We start from the raw sequence: 15,476 nt of genomic DNA, 5'->3' as shown, positions 1-15,476 counted from the left end.
CCACCTTCCCCGCTTCGCGGAGAAGGCCGGTCGCGCTTTATTCTGCGCACTCCCATCACAGCCCCGTCAGCAGCGACCCGTCCTCGCCCACCACATATTTGCGCACGTCCCGGAAGCCGGGGGGATCGCGGTCGACGAGAACCTGATAGGGCAGCACCGGCAGGACGAGAGAGCGCTCGAGCCGGGTAACGCCGGCCTCGGCGGCAGCGGGCTGGTACTGGTCGAGGTCGAAGATCTCGCGCTCCACCGTGGACAGCAGGCCCGCGGGCACCTTTTCGCTGCGGGCCGAGACCAGCGTCTCGATCGTCCAGGCCAGGGCCCAGTCGCTCTCCTCGGTGCGCGAGACTTCGGCGAGGATTTCCCGCAAGGGGCCGGTCTGCTCGGTGAAGGCATGCGAATACATCGGCCCGACATGGATGCGCCTCAGGAGCTTGGGGTGCAGATTGTCGAAATCGACGTCGAAGCCGCGGGCGATGGTGAGGAGCTTGAGGCTGGAGAGCGACTGCGCCATCAGGTGGGACTGCACCTGCGGCCAGCGCATCTGGTCCTCGTTGAGGATGACATGGCCGGTATCCTCGACCACCAGGAGATAGATCACCGGCAGGCTGAGGGCACTGTCATAGACGGCCCAATGCAGCAGGTAGCGCCGGCGCTGCGCCTTGGGGTCGGACAGCAGCACGAATTGCGGGTGGTTCTGGGCGAAGAACAGGCCGCGCGATTTCAGCGTCTCGTAATAGATACGCTGGCTCATCGCATATTGCAGGTTGGTCGGCCTTGCGCGTTCGGAGAGGATGGCCGCGATCATCTCCTCCTTCAGCCGGGCCTGGTCGGGCTGGTTGGCGAGGTGGCGGTCGACCTGTGCCAGGTCGTTCGCCATCGTCATGATCTCCTGGAACACCGGAAAGCCGCTCTCCGAGCGGTCGATCGCCAAAGTGAGCGGCAGGGAGGAGACCCGGCCCGACATCAGGTGCTTGAGGCTGAGGGCGGTGAAGGTCTTGGCGAGGCGCTGGAGATAATTCTCGATCAGGTCGAGCTGGTTGTTGGCGAACTCGCCGCCGCCATATTTGGCGTCATCGGCCAGACTCGCCTGGTTTCCCTGGCCGGTCTGGCCAGCGATCTCGCGCAAATGGCGGATGATGCGGGAGAATTTGCCGAAATAGCGCCGCATCGCCCGAGGGTCCGGCAGGGTGACGTGATCGTTACCGGGAGGGGTCAAGGGCGGCCTCGGAGAAGGTCATCCCGGACGCGATGCGGCACGCAGTGACGCTTCGCAGATCCGGGATCGCGGGTGGAGAGGGGCGTCGATGAGCGGTGCCGTGTCTGCATCGCATCATTTCATGCTGCAATGCGCACGGGATGACCCACTATGCCCCGCCATAGAGGTTCTTGTCGTGCTTCTCGACGATCTTGGCGAAGCGGCGGGCGAAGCGCTCGTCGGATTTGGCCTTTTCTTCCAGGATCTTGCGGGCGAAGACCATGTGGTCCTCGTGCTTTTCCATCATCTCGGCCATGCGCTGGTTGGTGGCCGAGCCGATGGCGGCCATGGCGGCCTGGGCTTCCTGGTCGGTCTTGACGCCGATCTCGTTGATGCGGTGGGCGACGTCCTGCTGCTGGGCCGTCTTGAGCGACTTGGTGAGCGCATCATAGAGCACCACGCGCTGCTTGGTGTCGGTCTGCAGCTTGTTGATCAGCACCATCTGGGTGGCGGCCTGGTTCTGCAGGCTGTCGACCCAGCTCTTGCCCTGCTCGATATAGCGCTCCAGCGTCTGCGACTGCGCGAGCTTGACCTGCTCTTCCTGCACGAGATTGTTGTAGGCCGCATTGGTCTGGGCAAGCTCGGTCTCCAGCCGCGTGCGGGCGGCGGCATCCTGCTCCATCGAGATCTTGTTTTCGAGATCGATGATCTTCGGATCCATGGCCAGGACCTGGGCGCGGATCTTCTCCAGGTCCGCCACGGTGCTCTCGCGATCGGACAGGGTGCCGGACAGGTTCTTCTCGACCCGGGTCTTGTGGTCGTTGAGCACGCCGAGCTGGCTCTGCAGCAGATTGACGATGATGTCGGACTTGGAGATCAGGTCTTGCAGCTTGTCGTCGATGGAGGCGGCGCGCAGGCGCTCCTCGCGCATGGAGTCCGACTTGGCGGAGGAGAAGATGCCCACGAAGCTCTCCCAGCCGGACTTCTCGCGCATGGCGTCGAATTCCTTGGAGAAGCCGGCGGTGACATCGTCCAGGCCCATGATCAGCTCGGCGATGTTGGCGTTCATCGCGTTGGAATGGGCGTGAACGTCGTCGAGCGTCGCGTTCTGGATATCGATGGAGATGTCCTCGCCCTTCTCCATCTTTGAATGGGCGAGCTCGATCTTCGAGCTGACCTCGGAAATCTTGGCCTGGGCCGCCTTGATTTCAGCTTCGGCGGACTTGATCGCGGCGTCGAACTCGGCCATGCGGCTCTCCCCTGGGTTGGCCACCCCGGAGCGTGCGGCGTTCATGCCGAACGCTAGTCTGCTCCGGGTTCGTTGTTGCCAAGCCAATCCAACGGATTGGCTTGGAGCGTCTTTGCAATTCTTGGCGATTGCGCCAATTCGGAAGACGCTTTGACTGTTGAGCAACCAAATAGGGGAAATCGAGCCAAGTTTAAAGGGCGCACTCCGGTGTCGGCAACTGGCGTGTGACGTAGGGCACAAAGGGGAGGGGAAGAGGGACGCGGACCCGCTTGATGTGGCCATGCCAGGCCGGGAAAGGAGAAATGTGCGGCCTCGGCATATCGGATCTCGGAAACAGATCGATAGCCTTCGGGATCCCCGCTGCGCATATCCGCGAGCTTGATCGTTCACGCGAATTTCAGACGCACGGATGACCTCACTGCGTGTTTCCGGCGTGGAGGAATGCTATCAAGTCAACTCGATGTCGAAAGAGGGGCGCCAAGCGTGCGTCATCACTGACGTGCGTCATCATGAATGTGCCGCCGTCGCCTGTGGCGCGGGATGCGGCGAGTATTGGTCGCCATGTCTGCTTGACTTGCCTCCATTCTCGGATGAAGAATAAGAAATTCTTCCGCAGTTGAGGAAGAAATTATCTTTTCTTTTTATCGTGTCGGAATTCGGCTTAAGGAGTTGTGATGTCATCAAGTCCGGCGTCCTCCTATTCTACCTGGTTATCTTTTGCGATTATTGGGGTGGTCGTCGCAGGTGGAGGCGCTGCTTTTGCCTACACTGCCGGGTGGCTTTCACCCCAGGCCCTCACCTCGCAGAAACTCGTCGATGCCCTGGCGCCCGCCACCGGGCCGGCGCTCGGCCACCGGCGCAATCATGCCAAGGGCATCTGTTTCACGGGGCAGTTCGAGGCGAATGGGTCAGGTGCCAGCCTGTCGAAGGCCAGCATGCTGGCGGCCGGCAGCTATGCGGTCGTCGGGCGCCTCAATCTCGGCACGCCGGACCCGAAGGCCAACGATGCCACGGTCCGGGTGAGGGGACTTGGCATCCAGATCACCGGAGCCGACGGCCAGCAATGGCGCAGCGCCATGATCGACCCGCCCTTCTTCCCGGTTTCCACGCCGCAGGCGTTCTACGAGCTCCTCATCGCCTCGGCGAGCAAGGATCCGGAGGCGATGAAGCGTTTTGCCGGTGCCCATCCCGAAATCGCGGCGTTCGGCGGCTGGGCCAAGGCTACGCCATGGACGGCAAGCTATGCCGAGGACCGTTTCAACAGCCTGAACAGCTTCATCTTCACGAATGCAGCGGGCGCGGAGCAGGCGGTGCGCTGGTCATTGGTTCCCACGGTCGCCGCCAGTGCACTTGCGCCGGACGATCTGGCCAAGCGCAACGCCGATTTCCTCGAGCAGGAAATCGCGGAACGGGTGAAGGCGGGACCCGTGCAATGGAAGATGGTCGTCACCCTGGCCAATCCGGGCGATCCCACCGCGGATCCGAGCAAGGCCTGGCCGGATGATCGAAAGACGGTGGAGGTGGGAACGCTATCCGCCACGCAGATCCTCGCCGAGGATCATGGGCCGTGCCGGGATATCAACTTCGATCCGACCGTGCTTCCCGACGGCATCCGCACCTCGGACGATCCATTCCCGGCCGCCCGTTCGGCGGCCTATGCCGTTTCGTTCGACCGGCGAACGGCCGAATCCGGCAGTTATCCCAGCCAGCAGGGAGCACAGCAATGACAGCGGCCAGCGGCTCCTTCTCGCTCCTGCAGCGACTGTTGCACTGGGTGATGGCGATCTGCATTCTCGCCATGCTGTTCATCGGCGTGGCGATGGTGCGGACGATCGGGCCGGACTATCTCTCCCTGATTTCAATTCACAAGAGCCTCGGCGTCGCCATTCTGGTGCTGGCGCTCCTCAGGCTGGCGGTCCGATTGAGAAAAGGCGCGCCTGCCTTGCCCTATGATCTGCCGGCGCCCGTGAAGCTGGCGGCCCATCTGTCGCATCTGGCCTTCTATCTGCTGATGATCGGGATGCCGCTGATCGGATGGGCGATGATGTCCGCGGCGGGTTACCCGATCGTCCTGGCGGGCGGCCTGCGCCTGCCTGCGATCCTGCCGGCCAGCCGCGAAATGCATGCCCTGCTCTGGGATGCTCATTTCTATCTGGCAATGGCCTTCTTTGCGCTGGTCCTGGTTCACATCGCGGCAGCTCTCTTCCACCTGCTGGTAAGGCGGGATGAGGTCTTCAAGCAAATGACGGTTGGGACCGAGTAAAGACGTATGGATCAGGCTCAGTGACGAGGCGGATGCCTCTCGGGGCCCACTCTCACGCGTCCGGCTCCTCCGGCACGATCGGCGTGATCCTGAGCGAGGCGATGCGGTTCTTCTGCTTCCTCAGCACCTGGAAGCGGTAGCCGTGGAAGGTGAAGGTCTGGCCGGCCTCGGGGATGGTGCGGGCCTCGTGGATGACGAGGCCGGCAATGGTGGTGGCCTCTTCGTCCGGCAGGGTCCAGTCCATGGCGCGGTTGAGGTCGCGGATCGGCACCGAGCCGTCGACATTGACGGCGCCGTCGGCCTGCGGGCGCACGCCCGTCACCACCAGATCATGCTCGTCGGAGATGTCGCCGACGATTTCCTCGATGATGTCCTCCAGCGTGACGATGCCGAGCACCGAGCCATATTCGTCGACCACGAAGGCAAAATGCTGCTTGCGGCGGCGGAAGGAGCGCAGCTGGTCGACCAGCGAGGTGGTGTCGGGCACGAACCAGGCCGGCAGGGCAATCTCCTCGATGTCGAGCTTGAGGGGATCGTTGCCGGCGGCGTCGAGGGCGCGCAGGAGATCCTTGGCATGCAGCACGCCGATGATGTTCTCGGGGCTCTCCTTCCATACCGGGATGCGGGTATAGGGTGCGGCGAGCACGCTCTGCACGATCTGGGCCGGCCCCTCTTCGAGGTCGACGGAGAACATCTTGGTGCGGTGGACCATGACGTCGTCGACGGTGAGCTCCTGCAAATCGAGCAGGCCGCCGAACATGTCGCGGTCGGTCTTCTCCACCGAGCCTTCCTTGTGCAGGAGGTCGACGGTGCCGCGCAATTCGTCGGTGGCCGAGAGCAAGGAGGGGTGCTTGCCGACTTCCAGGCCGACGAGGCGTAGGATGGCGCGCACCAGCCAGCCGAGCAGGCCCGTCACCGGCGAGAAGATCAGCACCACCAGCCGGACCGGCCACCCGACCGCCAGGGAGAAGCTCTCGGGATAGTTGATGGCGATGGTCTTGGGCAGGATCTCGACGAAGATGATAGTCAGGACCGAGATGACGATGGTGGCGTAGAAGATGCCGACATCGCCGAAAATGTCGAGCAGGATGCCAGTCGTCAAAGCCGCAGCGGCGGTGTTGACGATGCTGGTGCCGACCAGAAGCGAGCCGATCATCGCCTCGCGGATGTCGAGCAGCTTGTTGACGATCTTGGCGCGCTGGCTGCCATTCTTCTCCAGCGACAGCAGCCTGGCCCGCGAGGCGGCGGTGAGCGCGGTTTCCGAGCCCGCGAAGAAAAAGCCCGCCAGCAGGAGCAGGAAGACGATGAAGAGCGAGTACCAGGCCTCGGGATGCATGGGTTACTTCCGGCTCGGCCCAAGGAAAGAGATCGTCGTGGCGGGCGCGGCGAAGCAATCCGGATCTTCATGGCGGGCCAAATCCAGATCGCTTCGCTGCGCTCGCAATGACGGTTCAGACATCATCACGCTCCCAGCTTGCCGGCGTCGGCGAGCTTCTCTTCCAGGAAGCCCGTCACGGCACTGGGGTCGACATCGTTGGCGATGAAGCTCTCGCCGATGCCGCGGGTGAGAATGAAGGTAAGCTTGCCGCGCTTGACCTTCTTGTCCTGCAGGATGGCGTTCATCAACTCGTCCGCGGTGCCGGCACCGCCCGGCACCTGGTCGATGCGGGTCGGCAGGCCGGCCGTGGCAAGATGGGCGGCGACGCGCGAGGGCGTTTCCTGCGAGCACAGGCCGAGCCGGGCCGAGAATTCATGGGCCAGAACCATGCCGATCGAAACGCCTTCGCCATGCACCAGGCGGGCGGAATTGTAGCCGGTGACCGCTTCCAGCGCATGGCCGAAGGTGTGGCCGAGATTGAGCAGGGCCCGCTCGCCGGTCTCGGTCTCGTCGCGGGCGACGATGCCGGCCTTGGAGCGGCAGGAGGTGGCGATCGCCTCGACGCGCGCCGGCCCGCCCGCCATCACGTCCTGCCAATTCGTCTCGAGCCAATGGAAGAAGGGAGCGTCGTTGATGAGGCCGTATTTGGCGACCTCGGCATAGCCGGCGCGGAATTCGCGCCTGGAGAGGGTATCGAGCACCTGCGTATCGGCCAGCACCAGGCTGGGCTGGTGGAAGGCGCCCACCAGGTTCTTGCCGTAGCGGGAATTGATGCCGGTCTTGCCGCCCACCGAGGAATCGACCTGCGCCAGCAGGCTGGTGGGGATCTGCACGAAGCGCATGCCGCGCCGGACCGCCGCCGCCGCGAAGCCGGCCAAGTCCCCGATCACGCCGCCGCCGAAGGCGACGACGAGATCGCCGCGCTCGACCCGGGTGGCGATCAGGCCCTCGCAGACCTCGGCGAAGGTGGCGAAGCTCTTGGAGGCCTCGCCGGGCGCGACCGTGATGGTCTGGTGCTCGATACCGGCCGCATCGAGGCTCGCCGCCAATGTCGCCAGATGCAGGGCCGCGACATTGGCGTCGGTGACGATGGCGAGGCGCGCCTTGGGCGCGAGGGCGGAAATGCGTTGGCCAGCTTCCGCGAGGAGGCCCGGGCCGATGGCGATCTCGTAGGAGCGCGCGCCCAGCGCGACGGGAACGACGATGGGCTGGCTCATGCCGGTTTGTCCGATCTTTCTGTCGATAGATGATGTTCGAGGGCGGTGACGACGTCCTCGAGCACTGTCTCCTGGGCGACGTCGCGCGACAGCACGGTGACATCGGCGCCGGCATAGATGGGATAGCGGACTTCGATCAGCTTGCGCAGCGTGCCTTCCGGATCGGGTGTCTGCAGGAGAGGGCGGGTCGGCTTGCGGCGAACGCGGCGCATCAGCACGTCGAGTTCCGCCTTCAGCCAGATCGAGATACCGCAGCGGGCGATGAGGGTACGGGTCTCCTCGTTCATATAGGCGCCGCCCCCGGTCGCCAGCACGATCGGCTTGTCGCAGGCAAGCAGCCTTGCGATGACGCGGCGTTCCTTGTCGCGGAAGAAGGCTTCCCCATCCGAGGCGAAGATTTCCGAAATGGTCTTCTGGGCGGCTTCCTCGATCTCGGTATCGGCGTCGCGGAATTCGAGGCCGAGCCGGCCCGCCAGGCGCCGGCCGACGGCGCTCTTGCCCGCACCCATCATGCCCACCAGCACGACCGACCGCCCCGCGAGGGCTTCCGCCATTTTCTTCTCGCGCTCGGCCGGGACAGGGGGTGTCGCAAAGCCGCTCATATCGTCCTGCATCAACAAGTCCATCGTTCTAATGAACCGGAGAGGGGCCTCGATGCAAGAGCCTCACGGGTAAGCGGAGGGCACAACGCCATGGTGCTGCCCTCAATCGCGCACTATCCTGGCACCGTTGCGTTTCAGGATCCTCATGCCCAGCCTCTTCCGTTTCCTTGTCATTCTCCTGCTGCTGGGCCTGGCCGGGTTCGGCCTTGTCTATGCCCTGGGCACATTCGTGAAGCCGGCGACGCGGCCGATGAGCCAGGATATTCCGCTCAGGAACCTGGAGCCGCCGAAGGAGCCGGCCAAGCCCTAGCCTGCTCGCATGCTGGCGGTCCGGGGCGGGAGCGGCCCTGTTTCCCGTTCGGGGTTCCGAGAACTGCATTTTCGCCCAATACCTGCGGGATGACGCCGTTGCCGCATGGGGACAATGGCCATGATCGTCAAACTGGTCCTGCAAAACCTGGTGTTCGTCGGCATCATGGGCCTGGTGCTGTTCCTCTCCGCGGGCACTCTGGCTTGGACTGCGGCCTGGTTTTACCTGGTTGTTTCCCTGGCCGTCGGCCTCGCCGCCGGCTTGTGGCTTGCCTGGACCGATCCGGGCCTGCTGGCCGAACGCATGAGGCTGAAAGCTCCCGAGCAACCCAGCGCGGATAAATGGTTCATGCTGGTCTTCCTCGTGGTCGCCGTGGTCTGGTTCGTGGTGATCGGGCTCGAACGGCGCCTACGGGCCCCCACCATGCCCCTCCCGCTCGAGGCCGTCGGGCTCGTGCTCTATCTGGCTTCCACGCTCTTCGTCATGTGGGTGTTTCGCGAAAACTCCTTCGCCGCGCCGGTGGTCAAGGTGCAGGCCGAGCGTCACCATCATGTGGTCTCGACGGGCCCCTATGCCTTTGTCCGCCATCCCATGTATGCCGGCGTCATGCTCTATTTCATCGGCACGCCGCTGTTGATCGGCTCCTGGTGGGGGCTTGCGATGATGCCGGTGTTCTTCCTGGCGTTCGCGCTCCGCTCGCGCATCGAGGAACGCACCCTGATGACAGGCCTGCCAGGCTATGCCGATTACGCCCGGAGCGTGCGCTATCGCATGCTGCCCGGGATCTGGTGAGGCCGGAACAGGTTCGGAAACGATCGTTTCCTATTCTCATGACAGCAGCTTGCGCCTCGCAGCGGCAGCATGCTCTTCATCATCGCGCGCCATGATCGGGTACCAAATCAGCGACAAACCCTGTATGGCCGGTGTGATGCCTCGCTCGAATTTCCTGCCTGCCCGTCCATCGTTCAGCCTGCCGCATCTGGCCATGCCGCCGCGGGCCGACTGGATCTTCGCATTCCGCACCACCGCAGTCGGGCTCGTTGCCCTGGCGATCGCCTACGCGCTCGGGCTTGAACAGCCGCAATGGGCGATGATGACCGTCTATATCGTCAGCCAGCCCGTCGCCGGCATGGTGCTCGCCAAGGGGCTGTTCCGGCTGGCCGGCACGCTGATCGGCGCCCTTGCCTCGGTGGCGATGGTCAAGCTCACGGGCAGCGAGCACCTGTTCTTCCTGGGGCTGCTGGCCGCCTGGATCGGCCTGTGCACCTTCGTGGCCTCGACCCTGCGCAACCCCGAAGCCTATGGGGCGGTACTGGCCGGCTATACGGCCGCCATCATCGGCCTGCCGGCTTTCGACAATCCTCATCTCGTCAACGAACTGGCGGTGGCGCGCTGCATCGAAATCATGCTCGGCATCGTCTGCGCCGGCCTGGCCAGCCGCTTCCTGCTGCCGCAACTCGCCCGCGACGTACTGGTGGAACGGGCCGGCGCCAGCCTCAGGGACATTGCCCGCTATGGGGCCGGCGCGATCGGCGGCACGGCGAAGGCCGAGCTCGACACGCGCTACCAGCGCCTGATCGTCGATATCGAGGCGCTGGCGGGCATGCGCGCCTATGCCCGCCTGGAAGCGCCCAGCCTGGTCACGCATGGGCGCATGGCCCGGCACACGATCGGCCACATGCTCTCGGCCATCTCGGCCGTGCACACGCTGCTTGCCCATGCCAGCGCGCCCGATTCGAGCTGGCGCCCGCTGCTCAACCGCATCAGGACCATGCTGGACGGCATCGCCCAGGGCGACTGGCTCACCCAGGATGTCCGCCCCTGGCTGAGGCAGATCGAGGAATTCTGCCGTGAGTCCGAGGCGATGCGCGGCGCACCGCTGCAGCCCCACGAGGACCGCGCCGCGGCGGCGGCTCGCATCACTTTGCTGATCGAGTTCCTTACCGCCATCCGCCAGGTGCTGGAGGGACTGGCCGCCCTGCGGCTGCGGGCGCCCGACCCACCCGGCCAATGGAAGCTGCCGGCCCTCACCATCGATCGCGACTATGAGGTGGCGGCCGTCAACGCCATCAGGGCGGCGATCGCCACCACCATCGTCACCGCCTATTGGATCGCCACGCGCTGGGCCGACCTCGCAGGTGCGGCGGTGATGGTGGCGGTGATGTCGAGCCTGTTCGCCACCATGCCCAATCCGCTGCGGTCGGCCTGGGACTTCCTCAAGGGCACGGCCTATTCGGTGCCGTTCGCCTTCCTGGTCGGCCAGCTCATGCTGCCCCATCTGCCGGGGCTCCCCTGGCTGCTGGCGCTGATCGGGCTGGTGCTGCTGCCGGCGGCGCTGGGTATGGCCAATCCGCGCTTCACGCCGATCGCCACGGCCTTCGCCATCAACTTCCTGCTCTTTCTCAACCCGCGCCAGCCCATGGTGGCCGAGCCCTGGTTGTTCATGAATGCGGCGATCGCGGTGCTTGGCGGTGGGTTGCTCAGCCTTGCCGTGTTCGCCGTGGTGCTGCCCCGCCGGCCGCAAAGCGTGGTCGAGCGCGTGGTCGAGGCTTTCCGGGCCGATCTCACCCGGCTTTGCCTGCATGAGCGCCTGCCCAAGCCTTCGGCTTTCGAGAGCCTTGCCTATGATCGCATCAACCAGCTGATGGCACCGCTGGAGCGCGTGGGCAGCAAGGGCCAATATGTGCTGGACGGGAGCCTGGCCGCGGTGACCATGGGGCTGGAGATCCTGCGCCTGCGCCGCTTCCTGCGCGAAGGCCTGATCGAGCCCGACCATGCCGCCGCCGTCTCGGAGATGCTGGTGCGTGTCGCCGGTCTCCTCGCCATCCGCATTCCGCATGCCAAGCTGTTGCGCGACATGATCGTGTCCCTGAGGGGATTGGCGGCCGAGATCGTCAAGGAAACCAGTCCCAACGCGCATCTGCAGGCGGCTGCTTCGCTCAGGGTGATCGCCTTGGCCCTGGAGGATCATCCGCTTTATTTCTGAGCTGCGGCCCGGCAACGTCACGGCGTTGTCATCGACCGCTGCCAATCGGACGGCGCCCCCACCCACAGGAGCGCCCCATGCGCACGATTCTCGCCGCTGCCGCCTTGCTGGCTCTTGCTGCCTTCGCCCCCGCGAAGGCCGAGGATGCCAAGCCCTTCACCGATGCGAAGATCATCGATCTCGTCACCATCCTGCCGCCGCCGCCGGCCAAGGACTCCGACAAGACCAAGGCCGAACTGGCCGAGATCCTCACCCTTCAGATCGAGCGTACGCCGGAGATGGTCGCCCATGCCAAGGCCGACGACGAGGAGACGGTCTGGCGCTTCGCCGGCGAGCTGTTCGGTCCCAAATTCGACAAGGACAAGCTACCCAAATTCTCGGCTTTCTTCGACCGCGTGGTCGAGACGGAGGCGGCCGTCGTCGATCCTGCCAAGAAGATCCTCAACCGGCCGCGCCCGCACATGGTGAGCGATATCGTCAAGCCGGTGGTGAAGCTGTCGAACTCGGGCGCCTATCCCTCCGGCCATACCACGCTGGGCACCTTGATGGGGATCGTCCTCGCCGACATGGTGCCGGAGAAGCGCGCCGAGATCATGGCGCGGGCCTGGGACTATGGCCATAGCCGTCTGGTCGCCGGCATCCACTATCCTTCCGACATCGAGATGGGCCGCATCTCCGGTTCGGTGATCGCCGCAACCATCTTGCGCCAGGATGATTTCAAGGCAGAGTTCGCTCCGGCCAAGACGGAGCTGCGCGCGGCGCTCGGCTATTGAGCCGGTCCCATACGGCGCGGTTTTCCGGCTGTTAACCTCGGCGGGCTTAGGCTGGTGCCATGTCCAAGCCCGCCAGCGACGCTCGCCTGATCAATGCCTTTCTCGACATGGTGTCCGCCGAGCGCGGCGGCGCCGACAACACGCTGCAGGCCTATCGCCGCGATCTCACCGACTACAGTGATTTTCTGAAGGGGCGGGGCGCTGCGATCGCAACGGCGGGCGCCGATGAGGCGCGGGCCCATCTCGCCGCCCTCAGCGATCTCGGCTTCAAGGCGACCACCCTGGCGCGCCATCTGTCAGCGATCCGGCAACTGCACAAATTTCTTTACGCCGAAGGCTTTCGCAACGACGACCCGACCGGTGTGCTCGACGGACCGAAGCGTGGGCGTGCCCTCCCCAAGGTGCTGGATGTGGCCGAGGTCGATCGCATGCTGGCGGCGGCGGCCGAGGGGATCGAGGATGCTGCCCGTCCCTTGACGGAACGCCTGAGGGCGGCACGGATGAGCGCCCTGCTCGAGACGCTCTATGCCTCGGGGTTGCGTGTCTCGGAACTCGTCAGCCTCAAGCGCACCGCGGCCCGGCCAGGGCTTGCCATGCTGAATGTGGTCGGCAAGGGCGCCAAGGAAAGGCTGGTGCCGCTCACCGAAGCGGCCCAGCGAGCCATGCAGGCCTATCTCGGCCTGCTCGGGCAGACGGGCAGGGACGGGGCCTCGCCCTGGCTGTTCCCGTCCTTCGGCGAGAGCGGCCATCTCACGCGCCAGCATTTCGCGCGGGAACTGAAGATGCTGGCGGCCAGCGTCGGTATTCGTGCCGACCGCATCAGCCCGCACGTGCTGCGTCATGCCTTTGCCAGTCATCTCCTGCAGAACGGCGCGGATCTGCGTTCCGTGCAGATGATGCTCGGCCATGCCGACATCGCGACGACGCAGATCTACACGCATGTGCTGGACGAGCGCGTGAAGTCGATGGTGCGCGATCTGCATCCCCTTGCGGATTGAGACTGCGGCCGGGGGCATTGCGCGTCACCATGGCACCGCCATCCGCGCGGCCGGCCTTGCTGCCTGGTTTCCCGTTCTGCCCCTGATCTTTCGAGCCAGGCGGTAGTATCGGGGCCGCCCACTCGTCGTATGCCGTTGTTTCGTATGCCATTGTTCTTGCGTCTGTGTCCGGAAAGTACTCGGGGGCTGCCGGCTGGAATGCACAACCGATACTACTTCAATTGTTTTGAGCGGGTGGTGGCGCATCTGATTGCGATCAGGTAAACCTTTCAAGTGAAATGAGCGCACCCAAAACACCCGGATAAATCAATAAACTTAAGCAAATGGTGAAATTTTATTATGAAATTTCGAGCATAGTGACAAATTTAAATTATATGATCTGTTGTCATAGAAGAGCGAATTCGATTGATTTTGTCATATCCGCTTAAATATTATTATAATTTAGATTAAATTTATTTTCAGACTTCATCCGATATTTCGAAATGAACCCCTATTTGGAGTATTATTCCCTGGCGTAAATGAACTTACTTGTACAACTTCTGTAGTGAAGCGAGTGAGTTTTCTGCAAACTTTCGGGATTTTTTCGGTGTAATTGTATTTTATGTCTGTATATTTTGTATTTGAAAGCAGTATTTTACCTCCCAAAAACTTCTATTTTATGTGTTATATACTAAAATTTAATGACAGTTTTACTTGATTTGAATTCTTGTCGTTTGATTCATGACGTAGATTAATGTAAATCGATTTTTATACTATATTGTTCATTTTGGCTTAAAATATAGACTTGACATGAATGTCTTGCATCAAATACATCATTTAAAGTTCTGGTGAGTGCTAGTATGATGATTGTCGAGCGCCTGGCCATCCCTGAAGTCGTGCGAGTTCGCCCTCGACGTTTTGGTGATGCCCGCGGCTACTTCTCGGAAGTGTTCAGTGCGCGCGGGTTTTGCCAGCAGGTTGCCGACGTAGAATTCGTTCAGGACAACGAGGCCTTGTCCGGCGCCGCGGGTACGCTGCGAGGCTTGCATTTTCAGCGTTCGCCGATGGCGCAGGGCAAGCTGATTCGTGTCATCCGCGGTGCGATACTCGACGTGGCGGTCGATATCCGCCAGGGCTCGCCGACCTTCGGCAGATATGTCTCGGCCCGCCTGGACGGGGTCGATGGCGACCAGCTGTGGGTGCCTGTCGGCTTCGCCCATGGCTATTGCACGTTGGAGCCGGACACGCTGGTTGCCTACAAGGTCACCAATTACTACAGCCCCGACGACGATGGCGGCATTCTGTGGAATGACCCTGCGATCGGCATCGAATGGCCCGTGCTGCCACAGGGTCCCGTGCTTTCGGCGAAGGACCAGGGGTTGCCGCTCCTGAAAGACTTGCCGGCTCAGTTTCATTACAACTCCGAACAGGAAGGTGTCGCATGATGCGTGTTCTGGTGACAGGCGGTGCAGGCTTCATCGGTTCGGCCGTGGTGCGCCTGCTGGTGGGGGAGGGGGATGTCGAGGTGCTCAACTTCGACAAGCTTACCTATGCGGGCAATCCTCATTCTCTGCGCTCGATAGCTGGCTCACGAAATTATCGCTTCATGCGCGGCGACATCACCGACAGGCTGAAGCTGGATGCCGTCATGGCATCTTTTCGCCCGAACGCGGTGATGCATCTGGCCGCCGAAAGCCATGTCGACCGCTCGATCGCCGGAGCCGATGACTTCATCCAGACCAATATCGTGGGGACCTACACCCTGCTGGAAGCGTCGCGCGCCTATTGGCGTACGCTTTCGGGCCGGGAGCGTGACGCGTTCCGTTTCCTGCATGTCTCCACGGACGAGGTCTATGGTTCGCTCGGCAGCGACGGCCTCTTCACCGAGACCACGCGCTATGATCCGAGCTCGCCTTATTCGGCCAGCAAGGCGGCTTCCGACCATCTTGCCCGAGCCTGGATGCGCACCTATGGCCTGCCGGTGCTGATCTCCAACTGCTCGAACAATTACGGCCCGTATCATTTTCCCGAAAAGCTTATCCCGCTCGTCATCCTCAACGCATTGGAGGGACGCACATTGCCGGTCTATGGCGATGGCAGCAATGTGCGTGACTGGCTTTTCGTCGGGGACCACGCCCGTGCCCTGTGGACAATCGTGCGGACGGGCCGGCCGGGAGAGACCTATAATGTCGGTGGGCGCAGCGAGCGCAGCAATCTGAGCGTGGTCGAGACCATTTGCGACGTTCTGGACGGGCTCGTCGCCGGTTCGCGTCCGCGGCGGGATTTGATCGCCTTCGTGCCGGACCGCCCCGGCCATGACCAGCGCTATGCGATCGATGCCGGCAAACTCGAGGCGGACCTGGGCTGGCGCGCCCTCGAGACCTTCGAATCCGGCATCCGGCATACGGTGCAGTGGTATCTCGACAATGATTGGTGGTGGCGCCCGATCCGCTCGGGGGTCTATGCCGGCGAACGGCTGGGGCTCGTCAGCGCCTGAGCCTGCCGGCAGTCCGGATCCAGGAGGTT

The 15,476-nt window shown here is 63.2% G+C and carries 14 protein-coding genes; 9 read left to right on the top strand and 5 right to left on the bottom strand.

Going from position 1 to position 15,476, the window contains the following annotated elements:
* Window positions 1–55: 55 nt before the first annotated feature.
* Together ACTJKX_RS23610 and ACTJKX_RS23605 are read right to left on the bottom strand one after the other, a co-directional pair.
* Entirely contained in the window at window positions 56–1,216 is a 1,161-nt protein-coding gene (locus ACTJKX_RS23610) for a hypothetical protein (RefSeq protein WP_440726699.1), read from the bottom strand.
* A gap of 148 nt (window positions 1,217–1,364) precedes the next feature.
* On the bottom strand, window positions 1,365–2,444 hold the full coding sequence (locus ACTJKX_RS23605) for a hypothetical protein (protein ID WP_367625347.1): 1,080 nt from the start codon (window positions 2,442–2,444) through the stop codon (window positions 1,365–1,367).
* 674 nt (window positions 2,445–3,118) lie between these two features.
* On the opposite strand from ACTJKX_RS23605, the gene ACTJKX_RS23600 reads away from it, so the two are divergent.
* Both ACTJKX_RS23600 and ACTJKX_RS23595 read left to right on the top strand, forming a co-directional pair.
* Window positions 3,119–4,171, top strand: coding sequence for a catalase family peroxidase (locus ACTJKX_RS23600; protein ID WP_394314773.1), 1,053 nt, complete (start codon window positions 3,119–3,121; stop codon window positions 4,169–4,171).
* Entirely contained in the window at window positions 4,168–4,707 is a 540-nt protein-coding gene (locus ACTJKX_RS23595) for a cytochrome b (RefSeq protein WP_440726698.1), read from the top strand. The genes ACTJKX_RS23600 and ACTJKX_RS23595 overlap by 4 nt, the downstream gene beginning before the upstream one ends.
* 52 nt (window positions 4,708–4,759) lie before the next feature.
* Here ACTJKX_RS23595 and ACTJKX_RS23590 read toward each other — a convergent pair whose 3' ends face one another.
* The 3 genes from ACTJKX_RS23590 to ACTJKX_RS23580 form a co-directional block, all read right to left on the bottom strand.
* Window positions 4,760–6,043 (bottom strand): HlyC/CorC family transporter, encoded by a 1,284-nt coding sequence (locus tag ACTJKX_RS23590; RefSeq protein ID WP_440726697.1) that lies wholly within the window; start codon window positions 6,041–6,043, stop codon window positions 4,760–4,762.
* 125 nt (window positions 6,044–6,168) lie between these two features.
* Complete coding sequence (gene aroB / locus ACTJKX_RS23585) at window positions 6,169–7,302, bottom strand: 3-dehydroquinate synthase (protein WP_440726696.1); 1,134 nt, start codon at window positions 7,300–7,302, stop codon at window positions 6,169–6,171.
* A complete protein-coding gene (locus ACTJKX_RS23580; RefSeq protein ID WP_311932983.1) occupies window positions 7,299–7,916 on the bottom strand; it encodes a shikimate kinase in 618 nt (205 codons plus the stop codon). The genes aroB and ACTJKX_RS23580 overlap by 4 nt, the downstream gene beginning before the upstream one ends.
* 133 nt (window positions 7,917–8,049) lie before the next feature.
* Between ACTJKX_RS23580 and ACTJKX_RS23575 the strand changes: the two genes are divergently transcribed.
* From ACTJKX_RS23575 to rfbB, 7 genes are all read left to right on the top strand, one after another.
* Complete coding sequence (locus ACTJKX_RS23575; RefSeq protein ID WP_311932986.1) at window positions 8,050–8,214, top strand: histidine kinase; 165 nt, start codon at window positions 8,050–8,052, stop codon at window positions 8,212–8,214.
* Window positions 8,215–8,334: 120 nt separating this feature from the next.
* Window positions 8,335–9,006, top strand: a complete 672-nt coding sequence (locus tag ACTJKX_RS23570; protein WP_440726695.1) for a methyltransferase family protein — start codon at window positions 8,335–8,337, stop codon at window positions 9,004–9,006.
* Between the two features lie 136 nt (window positions 9,007–9,142).
* Entirely contained in the window at window positions 9,143–11,200 is a 2,058-nt protein-coding gene (locus tag ACTJKX_RS23565; protein WP_394314777.1) for an FUSC family protein, read from the top strand.
* 77 nt (window positions 11,201–11,277) lie between these two features.
* Window positions 11,278–11,973, top strand: a complete 696-nt coding sequence (locus ACTJKX_RS23560) for an acid phosphatase (protein WP_440726694.1) — start codon at window positions 11,278–11,280, stop codon at window positions 11,971–11,973.
* Between the two features lie 59 nt (window positions 11,974–12,032).
* On the top strand, window positions 12,033–12,971 hold the full coding sequence (locus tag ACTJKX_RS23555) for a site-specific tyrosine recombinase XerD (protein WP_394314778.1): 939 nt from the start codon (window positions 12,033–12,035) through the stop codon (window positions 12,969–12,971).
* An 842-nt stretch (window positions 12,972–13,813) separates the two neighbouring features.
* Window positions 13,814–14,395 (top strand): dTDP-4-dehydrorhamnose 3,5-epimerase, encoded by a 582-nt coding sequence (gene rfbC / locus ACTJKX_RS23550; protein WP_440726799.1) that lies wholly within the window; start codon window positions 13,814–13,816, stop codon window positions 14,393–14,395.
* Window positions 14,395–15,447 carry a dTDP-glucose 4,6-dehydratase gene (gene rfbB / locus ACTJKX_RS23545; protein WP_440726798.1) on the top strand — a complete coding sequence of 351 codons (1,053 nt, stop codon included), beginning with the start codon at window positions 14,395–14,397 and terminating at the stop codon, window positions 15,445–15,447. Before rfbC ends, rfbB begins: the two co-directional genes overlap by 1 nt.
* The last annotated feature ends 29 nt before the right edge of the window (window positions 15,448–15,476 follow it).

Source organism: Labrys sp. 22185 (genome assembly GCF_052045555.1).
In the GTDB taxonomy this organism is placed as follows: Bacteria; Pseudomonadota; Alphaproteobacteria; order Rhizobiales; family Labraceae; genus Labrys; species Labrys neptuniae.
Note: the sequence above shows the minus strand (reverse complement) of the source record. Positions and strands in the feature narration are given on the sequence as shown.